This window comes from Streptomyces sp. NBC_01591 (assembly GCF_035918155.1).
In the GTDB taxonomy this organism is placed as follows: Bacteria; Actinomycetota; Actinomycetes; order Streptomycetales; family Streptomycetaceae; genus Streptomyces.
On the sequence record NZ_CP109327.1, the window covers coordinates 4940883 to 4960370 of the forward strand.

General features: G+C 71.9%; 17 protein-coding genes. 13 read left to right on the plus strand and 4 right to left on the minus strand.

The window, feature by feature from the left end; all coding sequences use genetic code 11:
* The first annotated feature begins 64 nt into the window (after positions 1-64).
* Complete coding sequence (locus OG978_RS23085; RefSeq protein ID WP_326767038.1) at positions 65-2896, plus strand: FAD-binding and (Fe-S)-binding domain-containing protein; 2832 nt, start codon at positions 65-67, stop codon at positions 2894-2896.
* A 265-nt stretch (positions 2897-3161) separates the two neighbouring features.
* Here OG978_RS23085 and OG978_RS23090 read toward each other — a convergent pair whose 3' ends face one another.
* A complete protein-coding gene (locus tag OG978_RS23090; RefSeq protein WP_326767039.1) occupies positions 3162-4091 on the minus strand; it encodes a LysR family transcriptional regulator in 930 nt (309 codons plus the stop codon).
* 114 nt (positions 4092-4205) lie between these two features.
* On the opposite strand from OG978_RS23090, the gene OG978_RS23095 reads away from it, so the two are divergent.
* Together OG978_RS23095 and OG978_RS23100 are read left to right on the plus strand one after the other, a co-directional pair.
* Positions 4206-4733 carry a sugar O-acetyltransferase gene (locus OG978_RS23095; protein WP_326767040.1) on the plus strand — a complete coding sequence of 176 codons (528 nt, stop codon included), beginning with the start codon at positions 4206-4208 and terminating at the stop codon, positions 4731-4733.
* A gap of 51 nt (positions 4734-4784) precedes the next feature.
* Complete coding sequence (locus OG978_RS23100; RefSeq protein WP_326767041.1) at positions 4785-5675, plus strand: IS5 family transposase; 891 nt, start codon at positions 4785-4787, stop codon at positions 5673-5675.
* 348 nt (positions 5676-6023) lie between these two features.
* On the opposite strand, the gene OG978_RS23105 is transcribed toward OG978_RS23100, so the two are convergent.
* Entirely contained in the window at positions 6024-6926 is a 903-nt protein-coding gene (locus OG978_RS23105; protein ID WP_326767042.1) for a LysR family transcriptional regulator, read from the minus strand.
* 150 nt (positions 6927-7076) lie between these two features.
* Between OG978_RS23105 and OG978_RS23110 the strand changes: the two genes are divergently transcribed.
* Positions 7077-8054, plus strand: coding sequence for an EamA family transporter (locus tag OG978_RS23110; RefSeq protein ID WP_326767043.1), 978 nt, complete (start codon positions 7077-7079; stop codon positions 8052-8054).
* An 82-nt stretch (positions 8055-8136) separates the two neighbouring features.
* Positions 8137-8565 carry a DUF3592 domain-containing protein gene (locus tag OG978_RS23115; RefSeq protein ID WP_326767044.1) on the plus strand — a complete coding sequence of 143 codons (429 nt, stop codon included), beginning with the start codon at positions 8137-8139 and terminating at the stop codon, positions 8563-8565.
* 28 nt (positions 8566-8593) lie between these two features.
* On the opposite strand, the gene OG978_RS23120 is transcribed toward OG978_RS23115, so the two are convergent.
* Positions 8594-8719 (minus strand): hypothetical protein, encoded by a 126-nt coding sequence (locus OG978_RS23120; protein ID WP_326767045.1) that lies wholly within the window; start codon positions 8717-8719, stop codon positions 8594-8596.
* 733 nt (positions 8720-9452) lie between these two features.
* Here OG978_RS23120 and OG978_RS23125 point away from each other — a divergent pair.
* From OG978_RS23125 to OG978_RS23160, 8 genes are all read left to right on the plus strand, one after another.
* Positions 9453-9674 carry a mersacidin/lichenicidin family type 2 lantibiotic gene (locus OG978_RS23125; RefSeq protein WP_030709583.1) on the plus strand — a complete coding sequence of 74 codons (222 nt, stop codon included), beginning with the start codon at positions 9453-9455 and terminating at the stop codon, positions 9672-9674.
* Positions 9675-9698: 24 nt separating this feature from the next.
* The gene (locus tag OG978_RS23130; protein WP_266689336.1) at positions 9699-9941 is read left to right on the plus strand and encodes a mersacidin/lichenicidin family type 2 lantibiotic; all 243 of its coding nucleotides are present in this window, start codon (positions 9699-9701) and stop codon (positions 9939-9941) included.
* Positions 9942-10029: 88 nt separating this feature from the next.
* Positions 10030-13344 (plus strand): type 2 lanthipeptide synthetase LanM family protein, encoded by a 3315-nt coding sequence (locus OG978_RS23135; protein WP_326767046.1) that lies wholly within the window; start codon positions 10030-10032, stop codon positions 13342-13344.
* On the plus strand, positions 13338-13850 hold the full coding sequence (locus tag OG978_RS23140; protein ID WP_326767047.1) for a hypothetical protein: 513 nt from the start codon (positions 13338-13340) through the stop codon (positions 13848-13850). The genes OG978_RS23135 and OG978_RS23140 overlap by 7 nt, the downstream gene beginning before the upstream one ends.
* The gene (locus OG978_RS23145; RefSeq protein ID WP_326767048.1) at positions 13847-15994 is read left to right on the plus strand and encodes a peptidase domain-containing ABC transporter; all 2148 of its coding nucleotides are present in this window, start codon (positions 13847-13849) and stop codon (positions 15992-15994) included. Before OG978_RS23140 ends, OG978_RS23145 begins: the two co-directional genes overlap by 4 nt.
* 52 nt (positions 15995-16046) lie before the next feature.
* Entirely contained in the window at positions 16047-16562 is a 516-nt protein-coding gene (locus OG978_RS23150) for a multidrug transporter (protein ID WP_326767049.1), read from the plus strand.
* Positions 16563-16649: 87 nt separating this feature from the next.
* The gene (locus OG978_RS23155; RefSeq protein WP_326767050.1) at positions 16650-17603 is read left to right on the plus strand and encodes an ABC transporter ATP-binding protein; all 954 of its coding nucleotides are present in this window, start codon (positions 16650-16652) and stop codon (positions 17601-17603) included.
* Positions 17600-18481 carry an ABC transporter permease subunit gene (locus tag OG978_RS23160; RefSeq protein WP_326767051.1) on the plus strand — a complete coding sequence of 294 codons (882 nt, stop codon included), beginning with the start codon at positions 17600-17602 and terminating at the stop codon, positions 18479-18481. The genes OG978_RS23155 and OG978_RS23160 overlap by 4 nt, the downstream gene beginning before the upstream one ends.
* A 46-nt stretch (positions 18482-18527) precedes the next feature.
* Here OG978_RS23160 and OG978_RS23165 read toward each other — a convergent pair whose 3' ends face one another.
* On the minus strand, positions 18528-19487 hold the full coding sequence (locus OG978_RS23165; protein WP_326767052.1) for an AfsR/SARP family transcriptional regulator: 960 nt from the start codon (positions 19485-19487) through the stop codon (positions 18528-18530).
* Position 19488: the final 1 nt, after the last annotated feature.

The following is a 19488-nucleotide window of genomic DNA, read 5'->3' on the forward strand; positions in this document are numbered from 1 at the left end:
TATTCAGGGGAAACGGGCGGCGCCGGAGGGGCCGAGTGGCCCGATCAACGGCATCCTGGGCCCCATGGCCGCACGACAGAATCCGACGGAACGCGCCGAACTCGCACGGGCCCTGCGCACCGCGGTCCGCGGAGAGGCCGACTTCGGTGCCACCGCACGGGCGTTGACGACGATGGACGCCTCCAACTACCGCCGCGTACCGCTCGGCGTCGTCCTCCCGCGCGACGCCGACGACGTGGCCGCCGCACTCGCGGTCTGCCGCGCGCACGAGGTGCCCGTGGTGCCGCGCGGCGGCGGCACCTCCATCGCGGGGCAGGCCACCGGCACCGGCGTTGTGCTCGATCTCACCCGCCACCTGAACAGGATCGTCGAACTGGACCCCGGCTCCCGTACCGCGGTCGTCCAGCCGGGCGTGATCCTGGACGACCTGCGCGCCGCCGCCGCCCCGCACGGCCTCACCTTCGGCCCCGACCCGTCCACGCACAGCCGCTGCACGCTGGGCGGCATGATCGGCAACAACTCCTGCGGTGCGCACTCGGTCGCCTGGGGCACCACGGCCGACAACACGCACGCCCTGACCGTGACCCGCTACGGCGGCGACACCCTGCGACTGGGCCGGGGAACGGTCCCGGATTCCCTGACCGGGCTCCCCGAACTCATCCGCACGAACCTCGCCCTGCTGCGCACCGGATTCCCCGAACTCCCGCGCCGCATCTCCGGATACGCGCTGGACGCCCTCCTGCCCGAGCGTGGGACCGACCTCGCCCGCGCCTTCTGCGGCAGCGAGGGCACGCTCGGTGTGGTGACGGAGGCGACCGTACGACTGGTCGAGGCACCGGCCGCCCGCGCGCTGGCCGTACTCGGCTACGCCGATGAGGCCGCGGCCGCCGAGGCCGCCCCCGGCCTCCTCCCGCACCACCCGCTCACCGTCGAGGGCATGGCCGCCGATCTCGTACGGGAACCGGCCGGGCTGCCGCGCGGCGGCGCCTGGCTCTTCGTCGAGACGGGCGGCACCACCCCGGCCGAGGCGCGGGCGCACGCCGAGCGCGTCCTCCGGGCGGCCGACGCCCTGGACGGCGCGGTCGTCACCGACCCGGCGGCACAACGCGCCCTGTGGCGCATCCGCGAGGACGCGGCGGGCACCGCCACCCGGATGCCGGACGGCACCGAGGCCTGGCCCGGCTGGGAGGACTGCGCCGTACCGCCCGCCCGCCTCGGCCCGTACCTCCGCGACTTCCGCGCCCTGCTCACCGCACACGGGCTGCGCGGCACTCCGTACGGCCACTTCGGCGACGGCTGCATCCACGTCCGGATCGACTTCGACCTGCTCAGCACGGAGGGTGTGGCCCGCTTCCGCCGCTTCTCCGAGGAGCTCGCGGACCTGGTCGTCGCACACGGCGGATCACTGAGCGGCGAACACGGCGACGGCCAGGCCCGCGCCGAACTGCTCCCGCGCATGTACGGGGACGAACTGGTCGCACTCTTCTCCCGCTTCAAGGACATCTGGGACCCGTACGGCGGCATGAACCCCGGCATCCTCGCCCGCCCCGCCCGGCTCGACGAGAACCTCCGCTTCGAGGTGCTGCCGAAACGCCCGGTGGACGTCGCTTTCGGCTATCCGCACGACGGCGGCGACTTCTCGGCCGCGGTACGCCGATGCGTGGGCGTCGCCAAATGCCGTACGGCACAGCCGGCGGGCTCGGGCGTGATGTGCCCGTCGTTCCGGGCGACCGGCGAGGAGGCCCACTCCACCCGCGGCCGGGCCCGGCTGCTGCACGAGATGCTCGCGGGCGAGGTGATCACGGACGGCTGGCGGTCCGAGGAGGTGCGCGACGCACTCGACCTCTGCCTGTCCTGCAAGGGCTGCCGCAGCGACTGCCCGGTGGGCGTCGACATGGCCACGTACAAGGCGGAGTTCCTGCACCACCACTACAGGCGGCGGCTGCGCCCGGCCTCCCACTACACGATGGGCCGGCTGCCGGTGTGGCTGCGCCTCGCGTCCCCCTTCGCGGGCCCGCTGAACGCGCTGGCCCGGGTGCGCTTCCTCGCCGCCCTCGCCAAGCGGCTGGCGGGCGTCGCACCGGAGCGTGGCATTCCGGTCCTGGCGCGGGAGACGTTCACCCGGTGGCTCAACCGGCGCTGGGGCAAGGGCACGTTCATCTTCTCGAACGACGAGGTGGCCATGGTCTGGCCCGACACCTTCACCGAACATCTCTCGCCCGAGGTGGGCCGGGCGGCGGTACGGGTCCTGGAGGCGGCGGGCCGCCACGCGATCCCCGCCGGCCGAGGGCTGTGCTGCGGCCTCACCTACGTATCGACGGGCCAGCTGGACAAGGCCCGCAAGGTCATGCGCCGCACCCTGGACCGGCTGGGCGGCACACTCGGCGCCCCCCTGGTCGTCCTCGAACCGAGCTGCGCCGCCACCCTCCGCACGGACCTGCCCGAACTCCTCCACGACGACCCGAGGTCCGCCGAACTGGCCGCGTCGGTAAGAACACTGGCCCAGTACCTGGAGGAGTACGCCCCCGATTGGCGGCCACCCCGCCTGGACCGCCCGGTCACCGGCCAGACGCACTGCCACCAGCACGCGGTCCTGGGCGACGCGGCGGACCGCCGACTGCGCGACCGGGCCGGACTGACCGGCGAGTTGAGCGGCGGCTGCTGCGGCCTGGCCGGAAACTTCGGCTTCGAACGCGGCCACTGGGACGTATCGGCGGCCTGCGCGGAGGAGAGCCTGCTGCCCGCGGTGCGGGCGTCGGAACCGGGGACGGCCTTCCTGGCGGACGGCTTCTCCTGCCGGACCCAGCTGGAACAACTGGCCGGCGTACGGGCACGGCATCTGGCGGAACTGTTGGCGGAGGGCCTGCCGCCGGAATCGGGTACTTCCTGCGGCTGAGGCGCGGGGCGGCCGGAGCCCGAGCTTCGGGAGCCGGGTTCCGAGCTTCGGGGAGGGCTTGTTCACTCTTTCGTGGGTACGAGGAGAGGCCCGGGTCCGGGTCTTGAGCTTCGGGCTTCGGGGGCCGGGATCCAGACGTCGGGATTCGAGCGATGTCGTACAACCGGTAGGTAAATGAAGGGGGTTGGGAAAACCTCCCCACCCTCCCCGACCCGTCACGGCCAGCAAGTATGACTGGGGCGTGTCTGTCAATTCGGTCGTCTGGTCAGCGGTCTACCCAGTCCGGCGCCCACACGTCGTGCAGGGTTCGCGGGCCTGCAGTGCGCAGATGGTCGCGTAGCGCGGTCAGCACGGGGTGTTGGTCTCCGCTGCGGAACAGCAGCACGTGCGGGTAGACCGGGGTCGGGTCGTGCAACGGGATGCGCCGTAGGTCGTGGGTCTGGAGCCACAGGTACCGGTCCCCGCTGCCGACGAGGGTGGCCAGCGAGGCCGAGTCGGACAGCGCGTCCATCAGGGCCTCGTCACCGAAGTTGGGGCCGAGCGCGTCGATGCTCAGGCCGAAGGCCTTGGACAGCGCCTGGTAGAACGCCGCCCACTCCGTGCCCGGCCTGATCCCGGGGATCCAGATGCGGTGGCCAGTCAGGTCCGCAGGGCTGACCCAGGGCGCGTCAGCCAGCGGGTGGCCGGGTCCGACCAGGAGCTCCAGGGGTGCGTCCAGGAGTCGTTCGGCGCTGATCCCGGCCGGGACCTGGTCTGCCGGCAGGGCACGGAAAGACGCGTCGACGGTCCCTTCGAGCACCGCCTGGGCGGCCTGGGCGGCGTTCTCCTTGCTCAGCGTGACCGCGTCCAGGTCCGTCTCGGGGTGGGAGCGGTAGAACCGGTAGACGGCCTGGGCCGGGGAGATGCGCCGATTGAGGACATCGACGCGCAAGGGACGGCTGCCGGGGCGCACGGCCTGCTCGGCCTGCTCGATGGCCGCCAGGACCTTCTTGGCGTGCGGCAGGAAGACCTGCCCGTCCAGGCTCAGCCGGGAGCCTCGGGAGGTCCGCACCAGGAGCGTGACCTCGATGTGCCTCTCCAGGGCCGCGATCCGCTTGGAGACCGCCTGCTGGCTGATCCCCAGCTTGTCGGCAGCAGCCTGGAACTGGCCGGTCTCGGCGACGGCCACGAACGTCCGCAGCGCTTCAACATCCACGCTTCCACCCTACTTTCACAACCATTGGTTGTGTCTGGTGTGGTGCAGGGTTGTTTGATCGAGTGTTCTGCGCGGTGGTGGGATAAGCGCATGTCTACCCGCACAGAGCAGGTCATGTATGTCCAGACGCCTGAGTTCGCGCGTCATGCGGAGCGGATCGTGGAGGTGACCGATGCGACGTCTCGACTGAACGTGCTTCCGTTCAGCGACAGCGAAGGTCGCGCGGAACTACTTTCTGTTGTGTTCGGTGGCCCGCTGCCGGAGTCGGTGATGATCTACCCGCCGTTCTTTACCGAGTACGGGCTCAACACGACGTTCGGGGAGAACGTCTTCGTCAACCAGGGATGCACCTTCATGGACAAGGGAGGCATCCGTATCGGCAACGGCGTCATGATCGCCCCAAAGGTTAGCCTCATCACCGGAGGCCATCCGCTGCCCCTGGCCGAGCGCCGCGAGTACCTCTCCTTCGCCCCGATCGTCATCGAGGACGACGTCTGGATCGGGACGGCTGCCGTGATCACGCAGGGGGTGACCATCGGTGCCGGTGCGGTGGTCGCTGCCGGTGCGGTGGTCACTCGTGATGTTCCTGCCGGCACCGTGGTCGCGGGAGTGCCCGCCCGGGTGATCAAGACGATCGACTGAGCCCGGCCGGGCTGCCGGCCGCGTGCGCAGCACCTCTGCGGTCTGATCCTGATGCCTCGTCACGCCCGGCTGACCGACCGGCAGTGGGACCGCATCCGACCTCTGCTGCCCTCCAGTACCGGTCGTCGTGGCAGGCCGTGGGCCGATCACCGCCGCATTGTGGAGGCGATCGTCTACCGGTACCGCACCGGTATTCCTTGGCGAGACCTCCCAGCCAGGTTCGGATCCTGGAAGACCGTGTGGGCCCGCCACCGCCGCTGGGCCGCCGACGGGACCTGGGACCGCGTGCTCGGCGTCCTGCTCGCCCGCGCGGACGACGATGGGCTGATCGACTGGCGGGTGGCGGTGGACTCCACCGTCACCCGGGCCCACCAGCACGCCACCAACACCCGCCGCCCCGAGAAGTGCCGGGCCGCAGCCCGAGGGCAGGGCCTCGACGCCCACCGAGAGCCCGCCGGGCACGCGATCGGCCGTTCCCGCGGCGGGCTGACCACGAAGATCCACCACGCCGTGGACGGTCAGGGCCGACCGCTGGCCGTCGTCGTGACGCCCGGGCAGGCGCACGACGGCCAGTCCCTGCCGTTGCTGGGCGACCTGCGAGTCCGCAGGACCGGAGCAGGCCGCCCGCGCACGACCCCGACCATGCTGCTCGGGGACAAGGCCTACTCCTCCCGCGCGATCCGAGCGGCGCTCAAGGCCCGCGGGATCACCACGGTCATCCCTGAACGGCGTGACCAGCAGGAGCACCGTCGCCGCCGCGGTTCAGCAGGCGGGCGTCCGTCGAAGTTCGATCCGGTGGCCTACAAGAACCGCAACGTGGTCGAGCGGTCCTTCGCCCTGCTCAAGCAGTGGCGGGGCCTGGCCACGAGGTTCGGCAAGCTCGCGATCGTCTACCGCTCAGCCGCAGTCCTCGCCGCAGTGCTGGTCTGGGCTCGCATTTAACGGACACGCCTTACTGATCGTTTCAGAATGAAGTTCTGAGTCGTCTCAAGCAGATGATGCTGCATGCGAGTTGGAGCAAGGCGAGGTGTAGGCCCAGGCGCACGGACGGTACGGGGCCGGTGATCGCGCCACGCGGTCGGCGAGGCTCGCCGTGCCCGCTCACGCGCCCTCGGCTGAGTTCGGCACCAGGATGCGGCCGCGCTCCGCGAGCTGATAAGGATGGCGCTCCCACTTGCTCCGGCAGGGTCGACCGGGACCTCGACGACCCATGGTGCGCCGGACGGCGCGATCGGTCCGCGCTCGGCAAGCGGTTCGAGCGCGTCCGCATTCTCGACGAGCCACCCCGCCTCAGCTGCCGCCGCCGTCCCGCCCCACCACCTCGCGCGCCAGCGCGACCAGCTTCGGCAGTGCCGGATGCCCCGGGACATCCCGCCGGGCGAGGAGTACGGGTACGGACGGGGCGTTGACGAGCGGCCGGTAGGCGACGCCGGAGTGCGGATGCATGTCGGCGGTGGACGCGGCGGAGACTCCGACGCCGCGCCCCGCCGCGATGGCGGTCAGCCAGTCGTCGGTGTTGGCGACAGTGAGGATCGCGGCGGGCCGCCCGCCCGGCGGCCACAGATCGACGGTGGTGGTGCCCGAGACGGTGTTGAGGACGACGGTCTCGCCCGCCAGATCGGCGAGGCGGAGCGTGGCACGGCCCGCGAGCGCCCCGTCCGCCGCCACCGCCGCCACCCGGTCCTCCTCGAACAGCACCTCGGTGACGAGGCCGGGTGCCTCCACGGGCCCCCGCAGCAGCGCTGCGTCGACCTCGCCGCGGGTGAGCCCGGCGGTGCGGTCGTCGATCCGCAGCAGTTCGAGCGGGGTCTGCGGGTACAGCTCCTGCCAGCGGCGCAGCAGCGGTGTGGTGTACGGGCCGAACGCCGACCAGGCGTGCCCGAGCCGCAGCGGCCGGCGGCGCCGCCCGCCGGGGTCGAGCGCCTCGTCGAAGGCGGCGACCGCGGCGGCGGCCTTGTCCCGGAAGGCGACGCCTTCGGGGGTGAGGACGAGATGGTGGGTGGACCGGTCGACGAGCCGGATGCCGAGGTACTGCTCCAGGGCGGCGAGGGTGCGGGAGACCGCGGGCTGGGTGAGGCGGAGCCGGGCGGCGGCGCGGGTGACGTTGCCCTCGTCGGCCACGGCGAGGAAGGCGCGCAGATGCCGCACTTCGATGCCGCGACCAGCGCTTTGTCCGGAAGGCCCCATGCTCATGCGCGGGGAGCATAACCGGGGCCCGATCGACATTTCACGTGCCACGCGGAGGTACCTACCGTAAGAGGACGTACCGCATGAGTGGAGTGCAGTATGTTCAATCGAATAGTGCAATGAATTGCACTTTCGGATCCGGGAGGAACACCGCAGGTGAACGACCAGCGCAGTGCAGCAGGGGCGGCGGCCGTGGAGCAGGCCGCGGCCGTCGTCGTACCCGAGGCGGCTCCCGCCCTGGGCGAAGCGGCAGGCCCCGCACGCCCCAGGGGTCGGGGTGCGGCGCTCGCCCCGATCGCGCTGGTGGTCGCGGGCGGCCTCTCCGTCCAGTTCGGCTCCGCCGTCGCGGTCCTGCTGATGCCGCGGGCCGGTGCGCTCGGCGTCGTCACCCTGCGCCTGGCCGTGGCCGCGATCGTGATGCTGGTCGTCTGCCGCCCGACGCTGCGCGGCTACAAGCGCGCCGACTGGGGCACGGTCCTCGCCTTCGGGCTGGCCATGGGCGGCATGAACATGCTCTTCTACCAGGCGGCCGACCGCATCCCGCTGGGTGCGGCCGTCACCCTGGAGGTGCTGGGCCCGCTCGCCCTCTCGGTGTTCGTGTCCCGCCGCCTGATCAACGTGGTCTGGGCCGGGCTCGCGCTCGCCGGCGTCGTGCTGCTGAGCGGGGGCGGCTTCGACCGCCTCGATCCGGTCGGCGCCGCCTACGCGCTCGGCGCGGGTGCCATGTGGGCGGCGTACATAGTCTTCAGCGCCCGCACCGGCCGCCGCTTCCCCCAGGCGGACGGCCTGGCCATGGCCCTGGTCGTCGCCGCGCTCCTCTCCCTGCCGCTCGGCGTCATGGAGTCGGGCTCGAAACTGCTGGTCCCGTCCACGCTGGGGATGGGCGCGGCGGTGGCGCTGCTGAGCTCGGTGCTTCCGTACACCCTCGAACTCATGGCGCTGCGCCGCCTGCCCGCGCCCACCTTCGCGATCCTGATGAGCCTGGAACCGGCGATCGCGGCCACGGCCGGCTTCCTGATCCTCGATCAGGCCCTGACGACCACCGACGCGCTGGCGATCGCCCTCGTCATCGGGGCGAGCATGGGCGCGGTACGCAGCCAGACCCGGCGCGCGAGGCCCCGGGAACGCGCCTGACGCCCGGGGCGGGCCCTTGTCGGCCCGCCCCCGCGCACGGGATCATGGCGGCCCGTTACGCGAGATCCTGCCGGGGGAGCCCATGGTCATCGCCGCCGTCTATTTCGTCATCGCCGTGGGTGCGGCCGTGGTGTCCGGGAGGAACCTGGACCGTCACCTCCAGGGCCCCCGGCTCCGGGCCGCCTGGGCCGAGGGCCTCACGGCCGAGGCCCGATGTACTGCCGTGCGCACCGAGGAGGCCCAGGACGCCGAGGGCGGCTTCGTCCTGCACGCCCACCCCACCCTGGAGTTCCGTACCGGCGACGGGCGCACCGTCAGCTTCGAGGAGCGCCAGTCGCGCCTGACCCCGGCCGAGGGCGACTTCGTCACCGTCTACTACGGCGCCGCGAACCCGCAGGACGCGACCACCCGGGCCCCGTCCTTCGGCATGCGCCACGCCAGGACCGTGATCACCGCGGCGGGCTGCTTCTTCGCGCTGATATCGGCGGTCGTCATCGCCGTGGTCGCCTGATCTGCCGGACCCTCGACCGCGTTCGCCCTCAGTCCGGGTTGACGGTGTCGAAGTACAGGCCGTCCGCCGTCGCGCCGAGGAAGAACCGCCCCATGGGCAGGCCGTCCGCCGGGCCGGGGCCCGGGAGCAGCGCGTCGTAGGAGGCGCCGGCCATCCACCGCGCGTGCGCGGGCGGGAACCCGGCCGGCACACGCGCGTCTGCGCGCCGCCTTCCCGCGTCCTTTCCCGGTACGCCCTGCCTTCCCGCGCCTCCCTCGGTACGCCCTGCCTTCCCGCGCCTCCCTCGGTACGCCCTGCCTTCCCGCGCCTCCCTCGGTACGCCCTGCCTTCCCGCGCCTCCCTCGGTACGCCCTGCCTTCCCGCGCCTCCCTCGGTACGCCCTGCCTTCCCGCGCCTCCCTCGGTACGCCCTGCCTTCCCGCGCCTCCCTCGGTACGCCCTGCCTTCCCGCGCCTCCCTCGGTACGCCCTGCCTTCCCGCGCCTCCCTCGGTACGCCCTGCCTTCCCGCGCCTCCCTCGGTACGCCCTGCCTTCCCGCGCCTCCCTCGGTACGCCCTGCCTTCCCGCGCCTCCCTCGGTACGCCCTGCCTTCCCGCGCCTCCCTCGGTACGCCCTGCCTTCCCGCGCCTCCCTCGGTACGCCCTGCCTTCCCGCGCCTCCTCCGAACACCTCCTCCGGAACGCCCCGTCCCCGCCCAAGTGGGGTGTCACCGGGCGGGGTTCGAAAGTCGCGGCGGGTCCGCAGCGGCGATCGCCGGCGTATGCGTCGCGTGTGCGCACTGAGCCGCCCGCGCGGTATTCCGGCTGCATGAGGGCCGCTGAGGATGGCACTCGGAACCCGGCCTCCCAGGCTCGGTTCTCATCCTCAGCGAAAGGAGGTGACAGACAAATGAACCTTGTTCGCGCATGGAAGGACCCCGAGTACCGGGCCACCCTCAGCGAGGCTCCCGCCAACCCGGCCGGCCTCGTCGAGCTGGCCGACGATCAGCTCGACGGCGTCGCGGGCGGGACCACGTGGGCGTGCGCCACGATCACTCTGACCGTGACGGTGTGCTCCCCGACCGGGACCCTCTGCGGCAGCTGCAGCATGGGCACGCGTGGCTGTTGCTGAGCCTACAGATTCCTACAAGGAGTGATGTTCGTGGACATAGTCCGGTCCTGGAAGGACGCCGACTACCGGCTGTCCCTCGGGAGTGAGGCCCCCGCCCATCCGTCGGGCGAAGGCCTCACCGCAATCACCGACGAGGAGCTGACCGAGATCAACGGAGCCGGCTCCGGAGTTCTCGGCACTCTCGGGTGCTGCTCGTGCCTGCCGTGGTATTCGGGCTGGACCGTATGTGGTCTCGCCTGCAACCCCGGTAAGCCCTGCAAGAACTAGCAGCGTACCGAAGAAACGGCGTGACCGGCAGGGGCGGGCGACTGTGCGCCCCCGCCGGTCACGTTCATGCCCCAGGAGGAAGAGCGGAATGCCTGACGTCGCAAGCGAGCACCCCACCAGCGGGTCGGCCGGGGCCCACCTCCCCTGGCACCGGGCCGCCACCCTGAGCGAAAGACTCGGCGGGACTCCGTCGCAGTCCGACCCGGTGCGAGGCGAGAAGCGCCTGGCCATGTGGAGGGAGCTGGCGCCGCTGACCGGTGAGCGCGCCACGCTGGACGCACGGCTCGCACCGCTTGGCGTCGGCGCCGACGAACTGGCCGCTCTGCTCGGCGAGAGCGACGCGTCCCTCGCCGCCCGCCTGACGGACGAACCCGACTGGCACCAGGTCTTCAGGCGCTGGTGGGCCGAGGGCATGGCCACCACGGACACCACCCGCCGCCTCGACCCCGACATGGGCCTCCTGGAAGTGATCCGCCCCCTCGTGGAGGGTGCCGTCCACGAACTCGACGCACTCGTCGAGGAACGCGTGCGGACCAGCGACGACCCCGTCATGGCCGACCCGGGCCACATCCTCGACGTCGTCCGCGCGACCGCCCCGGCTGCCGACCTGCTCGGCCATGTGCAGCGGACCCTCGTACTCGAACTCAACATCGCCCGCGTCGAGGACCGCCTCGGCGGCGAGACCCCCGAGGAGCGCTTCTCCTCGTACGTCGAACTGCTCCGCTCGGAGGGCAACGCCCTCGCGCTCTGGGACGAATACCCGGTCCTGGCACGGCTGATCGTGGGCCAGCTCCGCTTCTGGATCGACACGCGGGTCGAGCTGATCGAGGCGCTCGTCGCCGACCTCCCCGCACTGCGCGAGAGCCTGCTCGCCGCCCCAGGGCCCCGGCGGCTCGAACGCCTGGAGTTCGGTGCCGGCGACAAGCACCGGCGGGGCCGCTCCGTCGCCATGGTCGAATTCGACACTGCCACCCTGGTCTTCAAGCCCCGCCCGCTGGCCATGGACACCGCCTTCGACGGGCTCCTGGACTGGGTCAACCGGCAGGGAGCCCCGCATGACCTGGCCCGGATCGGTATCGTGGACCGTGGCAGCCACGGGTGGGTCGAACAGGTCGACACCACCGCGACCACCGACGCCGAAGGCGGCGACCGTTACGCCTGGCGGCTCGGTGCCCTGACGTCACTCCTCTACCTGCTGCACGCCACGGACTTCCACTTCGAGAATGTGCTGGCCGCGGGCGAGTACCCGGTTCTCGTCGACCTGGAGGCGCTGCTGCACAACGACAAGACCGCGGCCGTCGTCAAGATCGACGGTGAGACGGACATCGCCGCGGTCACCCTCGCCGACTCCGTCCAGTCCGTGGGCATCCTCCCCAACCACCTGCTGGTGCGCGGCGAGGACGGCACCTTCGGCCTGGACGTCAGCGGACTGGCGGGCCACGGCGGGCAGTTGACCCCCATGCCGGTGCCCACCTGGGAGGGCAGCGGAACCGACCGGATGCGGCTGGTCAAGCGCCGGATGGAGATGGACGCCGAGCGCAACCACCCGATGACCGCCGACGGCGAACCGATCGACCTGGTCGGCCGGGTCGACGCGTTCGTCGAGGGGTTCACCCACGTCTACCGGCTGCTGGAAGCGGGCCGTGACGAACTGCTCGCCGCCCAGGGGCCGCTGGCCCCCTTCGGCCTCGTCCGGACCCGGCTCATCGCCAGGCCGACCCACATCTACGGCCGGCTGCTGCTGGAGAGCACCCACCCGGACTTCATGCGCGACGGCCTCGACCACTCCCGCTCGCTCGCCCGGCTGGCGGGCGGACATGTCGAGATGCCGGAGTCCCGCAACGCGATGATCCTGGACGAGGTCGCCGAGCTCACACTCGGAGACATACCCATGTTCACCGTCGACGCGGAGTCCGGGACCCTGCGCGGCGGACTGGACGGCCGGCCGATCGGTACCCGCTACCCGCCGCTGACCGCCGTACGCGAACGCCTCGTCGCCCTCGGCGACGCCGACCTCGCCTTCCAGGCGCGGGTCATCCGCTCGTGCGTCGCCGCCACCGCCATGGGCGAGAGCGACGCCCGCTGGCCCAACTGGCACCGCCCCCGGCTGGACGGCGCGGCCGACCCCGGCGACTTCGCCGAGGAGGCCCTGCGGCTGGCGCACCGGCTGTCGGACCTGTGCATCCGCGACGAACACGGGCTGGGCTGGATCGGGCTGGACCTGGTCGACGAGAAGTACTGGCAGTACGCGCCCGCACCGATCGGCCTCTACACCGGGACCGCCGGCATCGCGCATGCCCTGGACGCCGTCGCGGCCGTGACCGGCGACGAGCGGACCGGCGAGCTGGCCCAGGCCGCCTTCGACCAGGTGGCGAAGCGGTCGGTGCTCATCGCCGAGACGCTGGCGAGCCTGGCGAAGAAGCCGGGAGCCGCAGAGTTCGGCATCGGCGCGTTCGGCCCGTTCGGCGGTGCCGTCTACGCCCTGGCCCACGCCGCCGTACGCCACGACCGGCCCGAGTACGCCGAAGCCGCCGCCGCCCTGCTGCCCGCCATCGACGAACTCGTCGAGGAGGACCCCCTCCTGGACATCGTCTCCGGCTCGGCGGGCGCGATCCTCGCCCTCCTCTCGCTGGAGACCGCCCGGCCGGGCACCGGAGCGGCCCGGATCGCGGCGCGCTGCGCCGACCGCCTGCTGGCCACCCGGCAGGAACGCGGCGAGGGATGGGGCTGGGCCACCCCCATCAACCCCGAGGAGCCGCTCGCCGGCTTCTCGCACGGCGCCTCCGGCATCGCGTACGCGTTCGCCCGGCTCGACCGGGCCGCTCCCCGCCCGGAGTACAAGGAGGCCGTCCGGCACGCGCTCACGTACGAACGGACCGCCTTCGACCCGGAGCTGCGCACCTGGCGCGACCTGCGGCCGGCCAACCTCGGTGGGCGTACGGTCATGAACGCCTGGTGCCACGGCGCCCCGGGCATCGCGATGGCCCGCAACGCCTTCCAGGAGCTGCGCACCGTCCCGGACCTGGCCGACCTGATCGAGAGCGACCGGCACATGGCGGTCCTCGCCGCCATATCGACGGGCCTCGACCTCGACCCGGTGTCCGGTCTCGGCAACCACAGCCTGTGCCACGGGGACATCGGCAATCTGCTCATCATCGACGAGAGCAGCAGAGCCGACCAGGAGCCGGAGGTCGCCGGCCTGCTGCCCCGGGTGTGGAACACGCTGCTGCACGAGGGCCGGGAGAACGGCTGGCTGTGCGGCGTCCCGAAGGGCGTGGAGACACCCGGTCTCATGACCGGTCTGGCCGGCATCGCCTGGGGACTGGCGCGCAAGGCCGCACCCGAGCGGGTGCCGGACCTGCTGACGCTCGCCGCCCCGGACACCCGGGGGAAGACGTGCTGAACGGCGGGTCCGCACCGGCGGCCCCACCGGACGGCGCCCTCTCCGACGGCGTCTACAGGCCGAGCATGGTGGCGGCCTACCGCGCCAACCCGCGTGGCGCCGCCCGTACCGGCTTCCACCCCGAACGGATGCGGCCGCGGTGGCGATGGGCCCTGGCCGGGGCCCTGCTGCTCGCCGCCACGGTGGTGGCCGGCCTCATGGTGCGGGTGCCCGTCGGGCCGACCGGCACCCTGGCCGGCGTCAACGGACGCCAGGGCGTGCTCGCCTTCCCGGGCTTCGGCCCGCCGGCGAAGGGCAGTGACGTCCTGCTGCGCGTGGACGGCCGGCGTGTGGAGGGCCGGGTGAAGGACTTCCAGACCGGTCAGGGCGGGTCCCAGGTCACCATGGTGCTCGTCGAACTTCCCGGTGGCGTCGCCGGCGGACTGAAGGAGGGCGCGTCCGTGGTCCTCGACCAGGGCACCCGCCCGCTGCTCATGGACATCTGGGACGGAAGGGGCGACCAGTGACCATCATCCGCCGCAGGGTGCCCGTGCGGCTGCAGTCCACCTCGGTCGAGTGCGGCGTCGCCGCCCTCGCCATGGTGCTCGGCTACCATGGCCGCTCCACCACCGTCGCGGAGCTGCGTGACCGGATGGTGCTTTCGCGCGACGGGGCGAGCGCCGCCTCCATCGCCCGGCAGGCACGCGAACTGGGCCTGAAGGTACGGGCCTTCCGCGCGGAACCGGAGGCGCTGCGGGGGCTCGTCCTGCCGCTGATCGCGCACTGGGGCATGAACCACTTCGTCGTCATCGAGCGCTTCACCCGCCGCGGGGTCGACATCGTCGACCCGGCGTCCGGACGGCGGCACATCACCTACGCGGAACTGGACGCGTCCTTCACCGGGGTGGCGCTGGAGCTGGAGCCGACCGAGGACCTCGAACGCCGCGAGGGCGCCGAGGCGGGACTGTGGTCCTTCGTCCGGCCCTTCCTGCCGCGTTCCGTGCCCGTCGTCTCCGGGGTCATCGGCGCCTCCGCCGCGCTCACGCTCCTCGGACTGCTCCCGGCCTTCCTGACGGCGTACATCGTCGACCGCGTCCTGCCCGGGCGCGGCGAGGACACCCTGCTCGTCCTGGCGGCCGGTCTCGTCGCGTACACCGTGAGTCACGGTCTGATGACGCTGGCCCGGGCCGAGCTGTTGCTGTGGCTGCAGACCCGGATGGACTGGTCGATGATGGGCACGTTCCTCAGACACCTGATGTCCCTGCCGTACAAGTTCTTCCAGCTGCGCACCGGGGGCGACCTGCTCGTACGGGTGTCGAGCATGACGTACGTGCGTGACGCCGTCTCCAGCCAGCTCCTGGCGGTCCTCCTGGACGTGGCCCTGCTCGGCGTCTACCTCGTGGCGATCGGCTTCAAGTCCCTGCTGTTCGTCGCCGCGATCCTCGCCGTCGCCACCGTCCAGCTCGTGATCATGTTCGCCTCCGCCCGGACCGCCCAGCGGCTGACCGAACGCGAACTCCAGGCACTCGGAGAGGCGCAGAGCACGCTCCTGGAAGCGGTGACCGGCGCCGAGACGGTCAAGTCCTCCGGCGCCGAACACGTCGTGGTGCGCCGGTGGTCGCAGAAGTTCTCCGAGCAGCTGGAGTCCTCCGTACGCCGGAGCAGACTGGACAACGCGATCGACGGCGTCCTCGGCATGCTGGGCACCGCGTCTCCGCTGCTCATGCTCGTACTCGGCGCCTACCTCGTCTTCAGCGACAACCTGTCGCTGGGAACGATGCTCGCGCTCATCGCCCTGGCCGGCTCCGCACTCGCCCCGGTGGCCCAACTGGGCCGCAGCATCAAGACGTTCCAGACCATCCGGGTCCACCTCGACCGGCTGCGCGACGTGCTGAACGAACCCCCGGAGTCCTTGGGGCAGGGGTCCGGGAAGGCGGACCTGAGCGAGCCGATCACCCTGACCGACGTCAGCTTCCGCTACTCCGGGGACGGACCGGAGGCCCTGTCGGGCATCTCCCTCACCGTCCGGCCGGGCGAGAAGATCGCCATCGTCGGCAGCAGCGGTTCGGGGAAGTCCACCCTGGCCCGTCTCATCCTCGGGCTCTACGACCCGACGGACGGGGAGATCACCTATGGCTCCACCCCGCTGACCGAGCTGGACCTCGGACACCTGCGCCGCCAGTGCGGCGTCGTCACCCAGGACGCGGACATCTTCAGCGGCTCGGTGCTGACCAACATCGCGCTGGTCATGCCCGATGCCACCCTGGACGATGTCGTCGAGGCGGCCCGCCTCGCGGCGGTCCACGAGGACATCACGCACATGCCGATGGGGTACGAGACGATCCTCGGCGAGGGCGGCAACGGCCTGTCCGGCGGGCAGCGGCAGCGGGTCGCCCTGGCCCGCGCCGTCGTGCACCGGCCGAGGGTTCTGCTGCTGGACGAGGCCACCAGCCACCTGGACGCGACCACCGAGGCGGTCGTGCACGAGAACCTCTCGGAACTCGACTGCACCCGCATCGTCATCGCGCACCGGCTGAGCACCGTGCGCGACGCGGACCGCATCCTCGTCATCGACCGCGGCCGGATCGTCGAGGACGGTGACCACGAGGAACTGGTCGCACGAGGGGGTGCGTACGCGGCCCTCGTCGGCCAGCAACTGGTCCATGACTGACCGTTCCCCGCTCACGTACCCCCGGCCCGGCGCGGCACGCGATGCTGGGAGCATGACCCCTGCGACACGCTCCCGGCCGGCGCTTCTGAGGCGGCTGCGCACGCTGACCCTCCTGGAAGCGGCGAACATCGCGCTGATCGGCTGGGCGGTGTTCGCGGCCCTCGGCGCACCCTTCAGTACCGCGAACGCGGTGGGCTTCGCCCTGGTGGCCGGGCTCTTGCTCATCGGGTCCGGGTACTGGGCCCTGAAGGCGCGTCAACTGCGCACCGGAGCACGGCAACCGCCCGCGATCGGGGTGTTCCGTCCGCTCCGTCCGCTGTGCGCCCTGGCCCTGGCGGCCGGCCTCGCGGTCATGGTTTCGGCCCTCCCGGGACGGCCGCCGTCCGACTGGGCCCCCGGCCTCGTGCTGTACGGCCTGGGCCTGGCGGAGTACGTCAACTACTTCCATCGGCAGCTGATGCACGACACCGCGGCGGACTGGCGCAGGCTGCTGCGCACTCGCCGTCTGCGCAGATCGCACCTGGCGGAGGACCTGCGCGCTCACCGCGACCGACACGTACGGACCTGACGGCCTCCACGCACGACTCCAGCGGCCCCGACGCCCGTGCCCGTGACGCCCGGCACGGCAGCCGCGCGAACGTAAGGAACAGAGTTCATGACCCCACCGGAAGTGAAGGACGCGCAGGCCCCGGCCGACGGCCGGCCGATCGAGTTCCGCGGCCTGTCGAAGCGGTACCGCGACAGATGGGCCGTGGAGGACCTGTCCTTCACGGTCGCGCCCGGACGCGTCACGGGCTTCCTCGGCCCGAACGGGGCGGGCAAGACGACGACGCTCCGGATGCTCCTCGGCCTGACGGCCCCGACGTCCGGCACCGCGACCGTCGGCGGACGGCCGTACCGGGACCTGGCACAGCCGCTCAGAACCGTCGGCGCGATGCTCGACGAGTCCGGCACACATCGCAGGCGGACCGGCCGTGACCATCTGCGCGTGCAGTGCGCGGCGACGGGCCTGCCGGCCCGCCGGGCCGACGAGGTGCTCGACCACGTCGGACTGGCCCAGGCAGGCGGGCGGCGTTACGGGGAGTACTCGCTCGGCATGCGGCAACGCCTCAACCTCGCCCAGGCGCTGCTCGGCGATCCACCCGTCCTGATCCTCGACGAACCCTCCAACGGGCTCGACCCCGAAGGGATCGCCTGGATGCGCGCCCTGCTGCGGACGCTGGCCGCCGAAGGCCGTACGGTGCTCGTTTCCAGCCACCTGATATCCGAGGTCGAGCAGACCGCCGACGACCTCGTGATCATCAGTCAGGGGCGGCTGGTGGCCGAGGGGTCGAGCCGCGAGATCGCCGCGCGGGTGCGGGGCGAGGCCCGTGTGCGGGTCCGCGCCTCACGGCCCGCGGAACTGGCGGCGGCGCTCACCTCGGCGGGAGCGGTCGTGACGTGTCCGCCCGCCGGGGACGGACTCCTGATCGTGAGCGGCCTCGGGGCGGGCGAGGTGGCCGCGGCGGCGGCCACCCACGGCGGGGAACTGTACGAACTGGCCGAGGACGCGCCCGATCTGGAACAGGCGTTCCTGCGGCTCACGCAAGGACAGGCGGAGATCCGATGAGGGGGCTGATCGGCAGCGAGCTGCTCAAGCTCCGTACGCTGCCCACCTGGTGGATCGCCGGCGCGGCGATGGCCGCGGTGGCGGTGCTGCTGGCGCTGTGGAACAGCTGGCAGGCCCACACCTTCATGCAGCCGTTCGAGGACTATCTGGCAGGGGCGATCCTGACCCCCCGCGAGGACATGTCCGCCGAGCAGGTCAGCACGATGCGCGACCTCTGGGAGACCCAGTCGGCCCCCGGCCGCATCGCCGCGACCCTCTACACCTCCGGGCAGACCCTCGGCCTGCTGCTGGCGGGCGTGCTGGCCATCCTGCTGGTGACCAACGAGTACCAGTACCGGACCCTGACGGCCACGTTCCTCGCAGCGCCCCGCCGGGGCCGCGTCGTCACGGCCAAGCTCGTCGTCGTTCTCATCTCCTCGGCCGGGCTGTGGCTGGCGGCGACGCTGGGAAGCCTCGTGGTCGGCGGGATCTTCCTGACTTCTCAGGGCACCGGTCTCGGGCTCGGGAGCGGGGACGTGCTCGGTGCGGTTCTGCTGAACCTGGCCGCCTACTTGGTGTGGGGCGTGTTTGGCTTCGGCCTCGGGGTGCTCATCCGCAGCCAGACCGCCGCCACCGTCACCGCGGCGGTGCTGTACTTCCTGTCCTCGGTCGTCGTCGCGTTCGCCTTCCAGGTCGTGCACGACCTGGTTCTGGAGGAGAACTGGGTGCTCCAGGCCCAGGTGCTGCTGCCCGGAGTGGCGTCCCAGATCATGACCACGCCCGGTGAGCTCTTCGCCGGGGCCCCCGCTCCCTGGACGGGCGCCGCGGTGCTCGTCGCCTACAGCCTGGTCGGCGGCCTCACGGGAACGCTGCTGCTGCTCCGGCGGGACGTGACCTGAGTCCGGTGGCCGGACGGCCACCGGACTCAGGTGCGAGGCCTCCGCGTCAGGAAGAAGGACGCGGAGGTCTTCGGCACTGGCACCGCTCCGCGGAGTCCTGGGTCCGGGACGCGACGAGCCGCATGGCCTCCTCACGGTCCCAGTTGAGCGCCGCCGTCCGCATGGCCTCGATACCGGGGGGCAGGTCGAGCCCCAGATCCTCCGCGAACAGCTTCTGGCAGCGGTTGACCACCGACAGCGTGCTGACGGTGTCGCCGTGCAGGCAGTGCACCGCCGCGAGCAGCTCCCACAGGTGCTGGCGGTAAGGGGCCTCGGCGATCACGCTCTCGATGCGGTAGGCCAGCATGATGGTGCGGCCGGCGAGGACGGACGCGGTGAAGAGGTCCTGATAGGCGTCCAGCCGGGCGTTGTTGAGCCCCGCTATGTGGGCGTTGAACCACCGAGTGGGCGGGAGGTCCTGTCCGAAGGGACCGTTCCAGAGGCCGACGGCCTGTTCCAGGGCGTCGACCGCCGACTTGTGGGAGCCGCGTGACAGCCAGTTCCGGCCACGCTGGACCGCGGCGGTGAACCGGGGCAGGTCGAACTCGTCGGGCGCGATCTCCAGTCCGTATCCGCACTGGGCGCCCCGGTAGGTCCGCATCCGGTCGCCGAGCCCGGGCTCGACCTCGTCGAGGTCCCGGCGCAGTCCCGTCACGTGGCTCCGGAGGTTCGCCGTGGCCGAAACCGGCGGGTCGTCCCAAAGGATCTCGCTGAACTCCGCGATGCCGATGGGCCGCCCGTACCGGAGCAGGCAAGCGGTGAGGACCGCGCGCCGGACGGGTGAGGTGACAGACATGGTCCTGCCGTGGAACGAGAGCTGCCCGAGGACGCCGAAGCGCGGATCGGGGCGTTCGCCGTGGGCGCCGGGCGGTGTCGCCGGGGTGGAGCGGCCGGCCGGGGCTGGTTCGTTCCCGATGGTGTGGGGAGCGGATCCGTCGGGAGGATCGGTCTGTGGGGAGCGGATCAAC

Bases quoted from the DNA above. Each gene is read 5' to 3' on its own strand.
- OG978_RS23130 (WP_266689336.1), top strand. From the start codon at position 9,699: ATGTTCGTGGACATAGTCCGGTCCTGGAAGGACGCCGACTACCGGCTG.
- OG978_RS23155 (WP_326767050.1), top strand. From the start codon at position 16,650: ATGACCCCACCGGAAGTGAAGGACGCGCAGGCCCCGGCCGACGGCCGG.
- OG978_RS23115 (WP_326767044.1), top strand. From the start codon at position 8,137: ATGGTCATCGCCGCCGTCTATTTCGTCATCGCCGTGGGTGCGGCCGTG.
- OG978_RS23125 (WP_030709583.1), top strand. From the start codon at position 9,453: ATGAACCTTGTTCGCGCATGGAAGGACCCCGAGTACCGGGCCACCCTC.
- OG978_RS23095 (WP_326767040.1), top strand. From the start codon at position 4,206: ATGTATGTCCAGACGCCTGAGTTCGCGCGTCATGCGGAGCGGATCGTG.
- OG978_RS23160 (WP_326767051.1), top strand. From the start codon at position 17,600: ATGAGGGGGCTGATCGGCAGCGAGCTGCTCAAGCTCCGTACGCTGCCC.
- OG978_RS23135 (WP_326767046.1), top strand. From the start codon at position 10,030: ATGCCTGACGTCGCAAGCGAGCACCCCACCAGCGGGTCGGCCGGGGCC.
- OG978_RS23120 (WP_326767045.1), bottom strand. From the start codon at position 8,719: ATGGCCGGCGCCTCCTACGACGCGCTGCTCCCGGGCCCCGGCCCGGCG.
- OG978_RS23085 (WP_326767038.1), top strand. From the start codon at position 65: ATGGCCGCACGACAGAATCCGACGGAACGCGCCGAACTCGCACGGGCC.
- OG978_RS23150 (WP_326767049.1), top strand. From the start codon at position 16,047: ATGACCCCTGCGACACGCTCCCGGCCGGCGCTTCTGAGGCGGCTGCGC.
- OG978_RS23100 (WP_326767041.1), top strand. From the start codon at position 4,785: ATGCCTCGTCACGCCCGGCTGACCGACCGGCAGTGGGACCGCATCCGA.
- OG978_RS23105 (WP_326767042.1), bottom strand. From the start codon at position 6,926: ATGAGCATGGGGCCTTCCGGACAAAGCGCTGGTCGCGGCATCGAAGTG.